The organism is Methanopyrus sp. KOL6, assembly GCF_002201915.1.
Classification (GTDB): Archaea; JAADCQ01; Methanopyri; order Methanopyrales; family Methanopyraceae; genus Methanopyrus.
On sequence record NZ_CP019470.1, the window covers coordinates 1,379,803 to 1,392,449 of the forward strand.

Below are 12,647 nucleotides of genomic sequence, written 5' to 3' on the forward strand. Positions count from 1 at the left end.
TTCCGGCTGAGCCACCCGATGGGGTGACGGTGTTGAACGGTCATGTGATCCATTCACCCACCTCCAGGGCTTTCCTGCTCTTCCTATCGGCCTGGCTGTTCCTGTCATTTTTGATGACGTTCCTGTACTTCGTGAGCATCCCCGGGTTCTTCCACGCCCTAGGACTGGAACCCAAGACGGCACTGCTACTGTCCCTCCTATCCATCGTGGGGAGCGCGGTCAACGTCCCGGTCAAACGTATACGCAAGCTAGTCACGGTGCAGCACGAGACCTTCGGGTTCTGGGGTATCTCGTACCAGGTACCGGTCCGGCGCTCCGAGGAGATCGTGATCGCCGTGAACGTCGGGGGCTGTCTGATCCCTATCGCTGTCTCGGTGTACCTCATCGCCACCAACCTCGACCTGTGGCTCCAGTACCTGCTGGCTACCGCCGTCACCACCGTAGTGTCCTACGCTACCGCGCGAGTCATACCGGGGGTCGGTATTGCGGTCCCGTTCTTCCTCCCCGCGACCGTGGCCGGTACGGTGGCCCTGCTGACGGCTAAGGGCGGCGCCGCCAGCGTCGCGTACGTGGCCGGTACGCTCGGGACGCTCATCGGGGCCGACTTGCTCAACCTGAGGAAGGCTGTGAATTGGGGCGATGCGCCGGTCCTCAGTATCGGAGGGGCCGGCACGTTCGACGCCGTGTTCGTGACGGGTCTCACCGCCGTATGGATCGCGTACGTCCTCTCACCGGGGGCCGGAGCGTGAGGATTCGGGAAGCCGTGCTGAACATCGACCCGTACGTTCCCGGCAAGTCGAAGGAGGAGATCGCTCGGGAATACGGTATCGAACCGGATGAGATAGTGAAGCTGGGATCCAACGAGAACCCACTGGGTCCTTCACCCAAAGCCGTGAAGGCCGCGAAGCGTGAGCTGGAACATCTTCACGAGTACCCGGAGCCGTTAGCACCTCCGTCCCTGTACGAAGCCATCATCGATTACCTGGCGGACCCCCCTTATCCCGCCGGAAAACCAGTGGAGGTCACGCGGGGGCACCTAGTGGTCGGTGGGGACGGTGCCGACGAGATCATCGACGTGCTGACGCGCGTACTCGTCGACCCGGGCGACCCCGTGGTGATTCCCGTACCCACCTTCTCGCAGTACGGTATCTCCGCACGGGCGTGCGGTGCCGAGGTCAGGAAGCCCCGCTTCGACCCGGAGCGGGGGTTCGAGCTGGACGAGGACTCACTGTTCGAGGCCCTCGACCGGAAAGTGCGTCTAGTGTACCTCTGCACCCCGAACAACCCCACTGGCAACCGGATCCGGGAGCGGGTCGTGAGAGACGTCGTGGAGGAGTGCCGCGGAGTCGTCTTGATCGACCACGCCTACGTCGAGTTCGCCGACCACGACTACACACCGCTGGCGCTCGAGTACGACAACGTCCTCGTGCTGCGCACGTGTTCCAAAGCGCTGGGCCTGGCCGGGGCCCGGGTCGGTTACGGGATAGCCGATCCCGAGCTGATCGAGCACTTACACCGGATCAAACCCGTGTTCAGCCTGACTAGACCTAGTGCGGCCGCAGCCGAGGCCACGTTCCGCGATCGGGACTACGTCGAGAAGTCCGTACGGTTAATGATAGAGAGTCGAGAGTACCTGTACCGGGAACTCCGGAAGTTAGATCGGTTAACACCGTTCCCCTCGGAGGCCAACTACCTCCTGGTGGACGTTTCCGACACCGGGATGAACGCGTCGGAATTCACGGGAGAGCTCCTGAAGCATGGCGTAATAGTACGCGACTGTTCCAGCTTCGAGGGTATAGAGCCGTTTTACGTCCGGGTGTCTACCGGCACGCTCGAGGAGGATCGAAGGTTCATAGAAGTCGTGAAAGAAGTGCTGCTCGAGGAGTGACGCAACGCGCCGTAGTAAGCGACACTACGATCCGTGCACATAAGTCGCAGCTACGGCGCTCTGAGTTGCTTAGCGCACTAATTCATCGAGTAGCTCGTGTAGAGGTGTGAAACGTCGTTCAGGGGCTGGAGTGCCGGGATTCGGGGAGTACCGGACGTTCCGGAGGTCAACGAATCCCAGCTCGTCCTCCATTCTCTCCTCGAGCCTTCCGAGACTGTCGACCCAGCACGCTGGGAATCTGACGTCGAATCCGAGCTCTTCGAACTTTTCGGCCCAGTCCAGCAGGGATCCGACCACGTTGTAATGGTCCCGTAAGCCGATCCGTTTGAGTCTCTCTACGGATTTTTTCCCGAAGGGTATCAGGGGTTGTACGAAGACCTCAGCGGGCTCTATCTCGGTGTTGGCGAGCCCCTGGGGCAGGTCGTCGTTGATACCTGGTAGGTACAGTGAACGGACCACGGGACAGTCCGTGTTCTCGGCGAATCGCAGCGTCCTTTCGGGCCCTACACCGTGGAGGCGCTGATGAACGTCGGGACACGTGACGTCGATGCTCACCATCACCAGGTCACAGATCTCCGACAGCTCCGGGGCCAGATCGGGTCTGTATCCCCTGGTCTGGAGGTCTATCCTGTCGAAAAGTCCGGCCTCTCGGACAGTTTCCAGGATATCGATCAATTCTCTCCCGAGGACCGTGGGTTCCCCGTACTGAGAGACTGTAAGGCACCCACGGGGTTCCCCGTACAGTCCCGGTTTCACGACCACACCCACGTTCTCCGCGTAGCGTGCGTAGCAATGAGGGCACTTGTACGGACAGGATGTGGTCAACTCGAGCGTCGGATGGTGAGGACCTTTCCCTTCGGCCCCAGGGCACCCCTCGCAGTGACTTGATGTCGGCAGGCTTAAGCGCGTCACGGTCGAGATCCCCCAAGGGGCTTCCGGTGCAGATAGTCGGGGTCGGTCCGAATCCGGCGAGGTTTCTGACGGTCGAGGCGATAGAACGAATCTCGCAAGCGGATCTACTGATCAGTAGTGAGTCGATGCTCCGAGAGATCGACGGATTCAGGATCGAGGCGGAGATAGACCTCTCCGACAAGGAGATAGTTGTCTGGGACGGTTCCGTTCGGGAGACGCTGACGGAGTACGCGGACAACGATCCGGTGGTGATCGCCAGAGGCGATCCGACCTACATGGGTGTCGGGAGGCTGGCGTCGTTACTTTTTGACGACGTCAAAATCGTGCCGGGGGTATCCTCACTGCAGGCGTTGACGGCCCGGTTCGGTCTGGGCTTTCACGAGGTCGAAGCGCACGTCAACCTTCACAGCGGGAAGGACGTTAAAAAGGTCGTAGAGAACCTAGGAGCCGGTCGTACCACAGCGGTATTGTTCGGTAAGGTTCGACCGGCGAAAGTCGTCGAAGTCATTGAGTCGACGGGCCTAAACGTAAAAGTGATCGCTGGAGAGCGATTATGGTACCCGGACGAGCGTCTCGCAACCGAACTGCACTCGTTACGGGACTTTTCCGAGTTCACGGTGGCGATATTCGAGCCGGATCATGCTAGTTCGAAACCCACGTTAAGGTAACTATCTATCACGGTATGAGGGGGAAGAGATCTTGGCGGAAGTCGTGTTGACAATGGATCGTACGTTGGCCAGCAATTACCGCGGCGGCATGTTCATGGGGTTCAGTGCCTGCGTACCGAAGGGTATCATACCCGACTGGCTATACTTCTCGGTGTTCTGCCCAAGCGTCGAGTACGACGGGGAAACTGGGGAAGTTAAGGAAGCCCCCTTGGGTATACGGCGTATCGAGGCGCAGCTGCGTCGGGAAGGTTACGACGTGACCGTGGTCCACCCGGATGCCGTTCACAAAGCCATCGACGAGGACACCATCGCGGTCGGAATTTCCGAGATAGATCCCCAGGGGATGGGTCCGGCTACGACGACTTTCACGTCCTTCTCCGGTAAGCCGGCGTACATGAAGGTGTGCTTCGAGGACCTCATGGATAGAATCCGCGAACTAAAGAATCGCTACGAGTTCGGAGTGTTCATGGGAGGACCGGGCGCTTGGCAGGTGGCCGAGACGTTCCCACGCTTCGGAATCGACTTCCTGATAATGGGTGAAGGGGAGTACGTGGTCGGAGAGGTTGTACGCAGGATTGAGGAGGGGGACCGCGGTCCCGAGATCGTCCGCGGCGAGCCGGTAGCGGCGGAGGATATACCAACCATTGTCAACCCTACTACCAACGGAATCGTCGAGGTGGCCCGTGGCTGCGGTCGTGGATGCAAGTTCTGCAGTCCGGACATGCGCGAGCTCAGGAGTTTCCCGCTGAGTAAGATTCTGGAAGACGTCGACGTTAATGTACGCAGAGGCCATGAGGAGATATTACTCCACGCGGAGGACGTATTGCGATACAAGGCGGACGGGTGGCGGCCGAACGTCGAAGCGGTGCTGGAGCTGTTTTCGGCCGTAATGGATCAACCGGGAGTTAAGCGCGTCAGCGTTAGTCACGTAGCACTTTCGACTGTCTGTCAGTTCGACGAGAGGCTAGGGGAAATCTCGGAGGTGGCGGGTGTGGGTGAACTCATACCCTGGATGGGAGCACAAGTAGGTGTGGAAACAGGCAGTCCGAGGTTGATGGCTGAGCACATGCCTGGGAAGGTGTCCCCGTACAAGGTGGAGGAGTGGCCAGACATCGTCGAGCAAGCGTTCGGGATCATGAACGATCATGGTTGGGTGCCTTGCGGAACCCTCATCTTGGGACTACCGGGTGAGACTGAGGACGATGTAATGATGACAGTCGAACTCTTGGACCAATTGCGGGATTACAAGAGCTTCATCGTGCCGCTGTTTTTCGTGCCGATCGGCGAATCCAGACTGAGCGATCACGATTTCTTCACCCCGAAAAAACTCACCGAGGCGCACTGGGAGATCATCTTGAAGTGCGTCGACCACGATCTGAAGTGGTTGCCGGAGCTATACGAGGAATACGCTAGAGCCAACGGACACGGGCCACTAGTGAAGTTGGCGATCCGAGCGCTGACGTGGTACGGACGTCGGAAGATCTTCAAATCTGCCCTCAAGTGGTGCTCGAGAGAAATCGTGGAGGCGGTGTTAGGGTAGATGGAGTGTCGTGTGAAAGTGTTCATCTGCGCGGACGGACGACCCGTGATGGGTCCAGGCCGGTACGCACTGCTGAAGGCAATTTCCGAGGAGGGAACTGTCAAAAAAGCGGCGGAGCGGCTGGGCTGGTCGTACGGGTACGCCAGGAGGAGCATCGAGGCCCTCGAGAGAGCGTTCGGTCGCAAAATCGTCAGAACTGAGAGGGGAGGACCCGAGGGCGGTCGGGCTTCACTCACGGACTTCGGCCGTAAGTTGGTCGAGGAGTACGAGCGGGCCGTAAAGGAGGTCCGTGAGAAGGACCTCAAGCCGATTCTCTGAGGATGTCCGATATTCCCTTAACGCGCATTAGGCGGTACTCTCCTCCCTCGACCACCGGTTTGTATCGGGCTAGCTCCAGTTTGCGCTCCGTCGTTATTTCGTACAGGTTGACGCTGACGGCGTCCTCCGAGAACTCGATCACGTTGAAAGAGTTCCTGCTGTACCCACGGAGTTTGGTAGCCGAGAACGTGCCTGCGTTCACCACCACGGTATCCTCCACCTTCGCCGCGAACGGCACGTGTCGGTGACCACACAGGACTAGGTCAACACCGTACTTGATACAGAGGTTGATTATCTCGCCGGCATCCACGAGCACGTTCCTCTCCCTACCCGCACCCGGTACAGGGAGCAAGTGATGGTGCATCGCGACGCACTTGCAAGCGCTGTTCGGAATGCGTCCAAGGATCTTTTCCAACCATTCCTGTCGTTCTCTTCCGAGCTGGCCGTAATCGACGTCCGGCTCCGACGAGTCTAACCCTACCACGTAAAGATCTGCCGAGATACGCTCGACCCTGTATCGGTCTCCGAACACGTCTTCGAAGATCATCCATCCGAGGTTTCTCGCGTCGTGGTTGCCAGGGACGGGGACCACTGGTGCTTCTATCTTTTCAAGCAGCGAGGATGCCTCCTCGTACTCGCGGACTACCCCGTTGTCGGTGAGATCGCCGGTGACAATAACCACATCAGGTCCGATCTCGTTAACTTGATCGATACCATGATAGAAAACCTCGGGGTTCCAGCTCTTTCGGTACGGTGAAATGTGGAGGTCGGAAATGTGAACGATCTTGGCGTTCAATCACCCTTGCCCCATGACTTCAACAGCTTCACGGCCCTCACCGGGTCTCCGTCCGCCTCCTCCAACGCACGTCTCGCCTCTTCTTCCGATACTCCGGCAGCCTCTGCCACAGCCTCGACGGTCTTGTCATCCGGCTCGGATTCCTTGGTCTCCCGTAGGATTTCCTCCAGATCCTTCTTTCCGAGGAGGTACTCCGACAGCTTCTTCTTCCACCACATGTACTCCTCAGGACTCATTCCGATGCGCTGCAGCGTCGAGTCCCGCAACGGACACGGCTTGGTAATCTTACAACACCATACTAAACTACCGAAGCACGTGTTCTTCCCAGAACCCAGCGGGGTCTTCTTCGCGAATTCCTTTTTCCTCCGTACGTATTCCTCTGGATCTAGGTCCGCCTCGTCCAACGCGTGAAAGATCGGACAAGGTTTTACGGGTGGGCAGCAGAAGGCGAGCGCTTCCGGGGGTCCTCCACGACACACGTGCGACGGGGCGTCTGGCCAACCTTCCTTAACAGCGCTCATACCTATCACTCCTGTCGAATCATTTCCTCTCGCTCTTCGGGTGTCAGTTCGCGGATGATCTCCTCTGGATCTCCGGTTTTAACGAATTTTCCATCCCGCATCAGTGAAGCACGGTCGCAAACCATGAGAACGAAGTCCATATCGTGCGAGACTATCACGAACGTCTGGTCCATCTCCTTCCTGGCATTCAAAATCGATTTCGCGACCTTGCGCATAGTGATCGGGTCCATGGTACCCGTCGGCTCGTCGAGGATCAGTATACGTGGTTCCCTGATGAGTACCTGAGCTAGTGCCACTCGGTGCCTCTCGCCTTCTGAGAGCTGATCCGGGTACTTGTCCAAGATGTTACCAGCCTTCTTCTCGTCGAACCCGACCGCCTTCAGGACGTGAACGGCCTTCATCCTGGCGAGCTCGTCCGGCAGCTCGATACCGATGGCCTTAGTAAGGTTCTCCAGCACGGTGCGGTGTGGATAGAGCGTATACTGCTGGTGCAGCATCCCGATGTACCGTTTCGCTCGACCCCGTTCACGACGGTCGGTCATGTCAACCCAGTCGTCACCCACCCGAACGTACACCTCGCCGTCGGTCGGCTCCAGCACACCCGCGAGGATCTTCGCCAGCGTGGTCTTGCCTGCTCCGCTCCTTCCGACGATCCCGTAGATCTCGGCCTCCTTCACGTCCAGTGAGACTCCGTCCACGGCCTTCACGACGCCACGCTCGATCGAGTAATAGTACTTCTTGGCGTCCCTAACCCGGATGATGTCCTCTCCGACCTCCACCTCTTCCCGCTCAACCTCTTCCACAAGCTCCAAGTATTTGCTGACGACCTCGGAGGGTCTACCCACCTCTTTCACACACCCGTCCTCAAGCCACACGACCTTATCGGAAATGTCTTCGATAACCTCGGGCCAGTGGGACGTGATCACCATAGTGATGCCCTCTTCCTTCACACCTTCACGGAGAGCCTTGTGCACGATGTCCGCGGTTTCCGGGTCTAAGGTACCGGTAGGTTCATCGGCCAGGAACACGATCGGCTTCTTTGCCAACTGCCGAATCAACACCACACGCTGCTTCTCGCCACCGCTCAAATCTCGCGCTAGGTGTGTGATGCGGTGCTCGAGTTGTACCATCTCGATGAGATCCACCGCACGCTGTACGGCTTCCTCTCCAGAGTAGCCCGACTCTTCGAGCGCCTCCATGACGTTCTCGAGGACAGTTTGCTCCTCGTACAGGGCGAAGGTTCGCTGGAACATGATGGCGATTCTTTTACGGAATCTACGGCGCTCTGTGTCCGAGAGTCCCCACAGGTCGACAACTTCCTCCTCCAGTTCTCCCTTCTCACACTTAGGACATGGTTCACCGATGAACTCCGGACGCTCTACCCAGCCGCATTCTGGGCACATTCCCACCCTGTAGAGAATGCTTCCTTCGTCGGGCTCGTAGTCGTCCAATCCCTTTAGCGCGTGGATGAAGACGGACTTACCTGCGCCGCTTTCTCCGAGGACTCCGAGGACTTCGCCTTCCTCGATCTCGAGCTCCGGGATCTCTAATCGGAAATCCTCGAGCTCCTTGACTAAGTCCTCCACGTGGATTACCCACGACACCGTTGGTTCCCCCATCCCATCGCCGGGTCGCCGGAAGAGACACTTCAACATCTTATTAGGTTGTCCGAACGGGGTGAAGTCCTTGAAACCCGTCCGGGTGTGCCCGGAGTGTGGCAAGTACACGGAAAGATACACATGCGAGCGGTGTGGTCGGCGCACCGAGGAGTTTTTGGACGGACGGCGAAGGCTCGCGCTCAGCAAACTCCTATCGGGTATCCTCCGGCACTTTCCTGAGGAGGTGAAGGTGAAACTCGACGAGGAGGGTTTCACGGACTGCGACGTACACGAGCTGGCGGAGCGGATCAAGAAGTACTGGAAGAACCGCGAGTACTATCGCTGGCTCACTGGAGAGCACATCATCGCGGTCGTGGAGACCTGCCCCAAGGGCCGGTTCGAGATCGACGAACATGGCCGTATTCGAGCTAGGTACGGTCACTCGAAGCGTCTCAACGTCAGGCCGACACTCCCCGAAGCCGAGAACGTTAAGGGACTGTACCACGGCACGGCGCGTGAGAACCTAGAGTCCATACTTCAGCACGGGATCAAGCCGATGGGTAGACGTGCGGTGCACTTGACGGACGACGAGCGTGAGGCCCTGATCACGGCGCTCCGTCACACCCGAAACCCGGTGATACTCGTCATTGACACGGAGCGACTAAGACGGCATGGGTTGGTTCCCAGGAAAGCTGGTAAGAGCGTCTACGTGGTGGAAGGCACGATACCTCCGGACTGCATCACTCGCGTGATCCGGAACCCCAAGGAGGTCCGCCGAGAGTGAAAAGCACTGAATGGTTCGAGGCCGACACCGAGAAGGAGCGCGTAGAAATTCAGCGGAAAGTAGCCCGTGAAGTCCGACTGGAACCGCTCGACGACGTGGACACCGTCGCCGGGGTGGACGTCTCTTACCGTGGTGAAGAGTACAAGGCCGCCGCGGTGGTTTTGGACCCCGAAACCTACGAAGTGGTTGACCGTCGGGTGGTCCAAGGGACTACGAGCGTCCCATACGAGCCCGGGTTCCTCGCGTTCCGCGAGGGTCCGCCCGCCCTGAAGGCCCTCGAAGGCCTGGAGTTCGATCTGTTGTTCGTCCACGGTCACGGCATAGCCCATCCCAGGCGTGCCGGTCTCGCTTCCCACCTCGGGGTAGCCCTAAACGTCCCGACGATAGGGGTAGCGCGACGTCCGCTCGTGGGTAGGTCGAAGGAGGAACCGAGAAGGGTGGGAGACACCACACCTCTCGTACATAGAAGGGAGGTAGTCGGCTACCTCGTACGAACCGACGCCGAAGCCCGACCCGTAGTAGTGAGCCCTGGTCATCGGTGTAACCTCGAGGACGCCGTGAGATGGACGTTACGCCTCACCCGAGTAGGTAAGTGGCCAGAGCCGCTGCGTCTGGCTGATCTGCTCTCACGTGCGTAGAGGAGCATTACGGGTAGAGGGTGAAGGTCGTGGCTCTGGTGTACGACGCTGAGTTCGTGGGCTCGGAGCGAGAGTTCGAGGAAGAACGCGAGACGTTCCTCAAAGGTGTCAAGGCTTACGACGGCGTTCTGGCCACCCGTTACTTGATAGAGAGGTCTCCCAGCGCAAAGGACGACGAGGAGCTGTTAGAGCTTCACCAGAATTTCATCCTTCTCACGGGATCGTACGCCTGCTCGATAGATCCGACAGAAGATAGGTATCAAAACGTCATAGTTCGTGGTGTTAACTTCGATGAACGAGTTCAACGCCTGTCCACGGGCGGTTCGCCGGCTCGCTACGCGATCGTGTACAGGCGTGGCTGGAAGGCGATCGCCAAGGCCTTGAATATCGACGAGGAAGACGTTCCTGCCATAGAGGTGCGTGCTGTGAAACGCAACCCACTCCAGCCGGCATTGTACCGGATCCTGGTACGATACGGGCGAGTCGACCTAATGCCCATAACCGTGGACGAGGTGCCACCTGAGATGGCCGGCGAGTTCGAGCGACTGATCGAACGGTACGACGTCCCGATCAACGAGAAGGAGGAGCGCATACTCGAGATCCTCAGGGAGAACCCATGGACCCCACACGACGAAATCGCGAGACGGCTCGGGCTTTCGGTTTCGGAAGTCGAGGGTGAGAAGGACCCGGAGAGCAGCGGTATCTACAGCCTGTGGTCTCGAGTCGTCGTGAACATCGGGTACGACGAGCGTGCGGCCGAGCGACACGTCAAGCGCCGGGATCGAATTCTCGAAGAACTGTACGAGCGCTTGGAGGAGCTCTCGGAGAGGTACTTACGTCATCCGTTGACTAGACGGTGGATCGTCGAACATAAGCGCGACATCATGAGAAGGTACCTCGAGCAGCGGATCGTCGAGTGTGCGCTCAAGCTCCAGGACCGTTACGGGATCCGTGAGGATGCGGCACTGTGTCTCGCAAGGGCTTTCGACGGGTCCATCTCAATGATCTCTACCACTCCGTACCGGACGCTTAAGGACGTGTGTCCCGACCTGACACTCGAGGAGGCCAAGTCCATCAACCGCACCCTGACGACACTGATCGACGAGTACGGTCTCAGCCCTGACGCCGCGGACGAACTCATCGAGCACTTCGAATCGATCGCCGGTATTTTGGCTACCGACTTGAAGGAGATAGATCAAATGCACGAGGAAGGAAGGCTATCCGAGGAGGCTTACCGGGCCGCCGTCGAGATACAGCTGGCGGAGCTCACGAAGAAGGGAGGTGTGGGTAGAAAGACTGCGGAGCGTCTCTTACGCGCCTTCGGAAACCCCGAACGCGTCAAGCAGCTGGCCCGCGAGTTCGAGATCGAGAAGCTAGCCTCGGTGGAAGGGGTCGGCGAGCGCGTCCTACGCAGTCTCGTCCCGGGGTACGCTTCGCTGATCTCAATCCGTGGCATCGACCGGGAGCGGGCGGAGCGTCTGCTCAAGAAGTACGGCGGCTACTCCAAGGTCCGTGAGGCTGGCGTCGAAGAGTTGCGCGAGGACGGCCTCACCGACGCCCAAATCCGGGAGCTCAAGGGTCTAAAGACACTCGAGAGCATAGTAGGGGATCTAGAAAAGGCCGACGAACTAAAGCGGAAGTACGGATCCGCGTCCGCAGTTCGAAGTCTACCCGTAGAGGAGCTGCGCGAACTCGGGTTCTCCGACGACGAAATCGCCGAGATTAAAGGAGTACCTAAGAAGCTCCGGGAGGCCTTCGACCTCGAGACCGCTGCGGAACTCTACGATCAGTACGGTTCGCTGAAGGAGATTGGTCGTCGATTATCTTACGACGATCTACTCGAGCTCGGTGCGACTCCGAAGGCCGCAGCTGAGATCAAGGGACCGGAGTTCAAGTTCCTCTTGAACATCGAAGGGGTCGGACCGAAACTCGCCGAGCGGATACTCGAGGCCGTGGATTACGACCTCGAGCGATTGGCTTCCATGAATCCAGAGGAACTCGAGGAGAAAGTGAAAGGACTGGGTGAAGAACTCGCGGAACGCGTCGTGTACGCCGCTAGGGAGCGCGTAGAAAGTCGCAAAAAGTCCGTCCGCCAGGAGCGATCGGAGGAAGAATGGAAGGAGTGGCTCGAGCGTAAGGTCGGTGAGGGGAGATCTCGCCGGCTGATCGAGTATTTCGGATCCGCGGGTGAGGTAGGAAAACTGGCCGAGAACGCCGAAGTATCGAAGCTGCTGGAGGTCCCTGGTATAGGCGACGAAGCCGTCGCCAGGCTCGTACCGGGTTATAAGACCCTACGAGACGCCGGTCTCACACCGGTTGAAGCGGAGCGCGTGCTGAAACGGTACGGGTCGGTCTCCAAAGTCCAAGAAGAAGCCACTCCGGACGAGTTACGCGAACTCGGCCTCAGCGACGCCAAGATCGCGAGGATCCTGGGCCTGCGCAGCCTGGTGAATAAGGGCCTGGACGTGGACACCGCGTACGAGCTCAAGCGTAGATACGGTTCCGTCTCCGCCGTACGGAAGGCACCGGTGAAAGCACTGCGCGAGCTCGGCCTCTCCGATCGGAAGATCGCGCGTATCAAGAGTATCCCGGAAACTATGCTCCAGGTACGAGGGATGAGTGTAGAGAAAGCGGAGCGGCTACTGGAGCGTTTCGATACCTGGACTAAGGTGAAGGAAGCACCCGTATCGGAGTTGGTGAAAGTTCCGGGCGTCGGATTGAGTTTGGTCAAAGAGATCAAGGCTCAAGCGGACCCGGCCTGGAAGGCACTCCTAGATGTCAAAGGGGTCAGTCCGGAGCTGGCCGACCGACTCGTCGAGGAATTCGGCAGCCCCTACCGGGTGCTGACGGCGAAAAAATCCGACCTGATGAAAGTCGACGGAGTCGGGCCGAAGCTCGCCAAGCGAATCCGGACCGCGGGCAGACGATACGTGGAGGAGCGTAGGTCGAGGAGGGAGAGGATCAGAAGGAAGCTCCGAGGATAG

12 protein-coding genes are annotated in these 12,647 nt (G+C 58.8%); 8 read left to right on the forward strand and 4 right to left on the reverse strand.

Annotation, left to right across the window (positions count from 1 at the left end; translation table 11 throughout):
- The first annotated feature begins 32 nt into the window (after positions 1 to 32).
- Both BW919_RS07465 and hisC read left to right on the forward strand, forming a co-directional pair.
- On the forward strand, positions 33 to 749 hold the full coding sequence (locus tag BW919_RS07465; RefSeq protein ID WP_088336387.1) for a DUF1614 domain-containing protein: 717 nt from the start codon (positions 33 to 35) through the stop codon (positions 747 to 749).
- Positions 710 to 1,888 carry a histidinol-phosphate transaminase gene (gene hisC, locus BW919_RS07470; RefSeq protein WP_088336388.1) on the forward strand — a complete coding sequence of 393 codons (1,179 nt, stop codon included), beginning with the start codon at positions 710 to 712 and terminating at the stop codon, positions 1,886 to 1,888. Before BW919_RS07465 ends, hisC begins: the two co-directional genes overlap by 40 nt.
- A 69-nt stretch (positions 1,889 to 1,957) precedes the next feature.
- Here hisC and BW919_RS07475 read toward each other — a convergent pair whose 3' ends face one another.
- Positions 1,958 to 2,800: a hypothetical protein gene (locus tag BW919_RS07475; protein ID WP_157666176.1), complete on the reverse strand. Its 843-nt coding sequence runs from the start codon at positions 2,798 to 2,800 to the stop codon at positions 1,958 to 1,960.
- 26 nt (positions 2,801 to 2,826) lie between these two features.
- On the opposite strand from BW919_RS07475, the gene BW919_RS07480 reads away from it, so the two are divergent.
- Genes BW919_RS07480 through BW919_RS07490 form a run of 3 tightly spaced genes read left to right on the forward strand, consistent with a single transcriptional unit; the run spans position 2,827 to position 5,326 of the window.
- Positions 2,827 to 3,468 (forward strand): SAM-dependent methyltransferase, encoded by a 642-nt coding sequence (locus BW919_RS07480; RefSeq protein WP_157666177.1) that lies wholly within the window; start codon positions 2,827 to 2,829, stop codon positions 3,466 to 3,468.
- 31 nt (positions 3,469 to 3,499) lie between these two features.
- On the forward strand, positions 3,500 to 5,008 hold the full coding sequence (locus BW919_RS07485; RefSeq protein WP_088336391.1) for a radical SAM protein: 1,509 nt from the start codon (positions 3,500 to 3,502) through the stop codon (positions 5,006 to 5,008).
- On the forward strand, positions 5,009 to 5,326 hold the full coding sequence (locus tag BW919_RS07490; protein WP_088336392.1) for a winged helix-turn-helix domain-containing protein: 318 nt from the start codon (positions 5,009 to 5,011) through the stop codon (positions 5,324 to 5,326).
- Here the strand turns inward: BW919_RS07490 and BW919_RS07495 are convergent.
- Genes BW919_RS07495 through atwA form a run of 3 tightly spaced genes read right to left on the reverse strand, consistent with a single transcriptional unit; the run spans position 5,310 to position 8,262 of the window.
- Complete coding sequence (locus tag BW919_RS07495) at positions 5,310 to 6,122, reverse strand: metallophosphoesterase (protein WP_088336393.1); 813 nt, start codon at positions 6,120 to 6,122, stop codon at positions 5,310 to 5,312. The genes BW919_RS07490 and BW919_RS07495 overlap by 17 nt on opposite strands.
- Positions 6,119 to 6,643, reverse strand: coding sequence for a methanogenesis marker 9 domain-containing protein (locus BW919_RS07500; RefSeq protein WP_088336534.1), 525 nt, complete (start codon positions 6,641 to 6,643; stop codon positions 6,119 to 6,121). The genes BW919_RS07495 and BW919_RS07500 overlap by 4 nt, the downstream gene beginning before the upstream one ends.
- A gap of 5 nt (positions 6,644 to 6,648) precedes the next feature.
- Positions 6,649 to 8,262 carry a methyl coenzyme M reductase system, component A2 gene (gene atwA / locus BW919_RS07505; protein WP_394334951.1) on the reverse strand — a complete coding sequence of 538 codons (1,614 nt, stop codon included), beginning with the start codon at positions 8,260 to 8,262 and terminating at the stop codon, positions 6,649 to 6,651.
- A 67-nt stretch (positions 8,263 to 8,329) separates the two neighbouring features.
- On the opposite strand from atwA, the gene BW919_RS07510 reads away from it, so the two are divergent.
- Genes BW919_RS07510 through BW919_RS07520 form a run of 3 tightly spaced genes read left to right on the forward strand, consistent with a single transcriptional unit; the run spans position 8,330 to position 12,647 of the window.
- The gene (locus BW919_RS07510; protein ID WP_088336395.1) at positions 8,330 to 9,025 is read left to right on the forward strand and encodes an RNA 2'-phosphotransferase; all 696 of its coding nucleotides are present in this window, start codon (positions 8,330 to 8,332) and stop codon (positions 9,023 to 9,025) included.
- Positions 9,022 to 9,663: an endonuclease V gene (locus BW919_RS07515; protein WP_088336396.1), complete on the forward strand. Its 642-nt coding sequence runs from the start codon at positions 9,022 to 9,024 to the stop codon at positions 9,661 to 9,663. Before BW919_RS07510 ends, BW919_RS07515 begins: the two co-directional genes overlap by 4 nt.
- 29 nt (positions 9,664 to 9,692) lie before the next feature.
- On the forward strand, positions 9,693 to 12,647 hold the full coding sequence (locus BW919_RS07520; protein WP_088336397.1) for a helix-hairpin-helix domain-containing protein: 2,955 nt from the start codon (positions 9,693 to 9,695) through the stop codon (positions 12,645 to 12,647).

What these genes read in the sequence shown, in the direction of transcription:
- hisC (WP_088336388.1), top strand. Translation starts at nt 710, where the DNA reads ATGGATCGCGTACGTCCTCTCACCGGGGGCCGGAGCGTGAGGATTCGG.
- atwA (WP_394334951.1), bottom strand. Translation starts at nt 8,262, where the DNA reads ATGGGGGAACCAACGGTGTCGTGGGTAATCCACGTGGAGGACTTAGTC.
- BW919_RS07490 (WP_088336392.1), top strand. Translation starts at nt 5,009, where the DNA reads ATGGAGTGTCGTGTGAAAGTGTTCATCTGCGCGGACGGACGACCCGTG.
- BW919_RS07500 (WP_088336534.1), bottom strand. Translation starts at nt 6,643, where the DNA reads ATGAGCGCTGTTAAGGAAGGTTGGCCAGACGCCCCGTCGCACGTGTGT.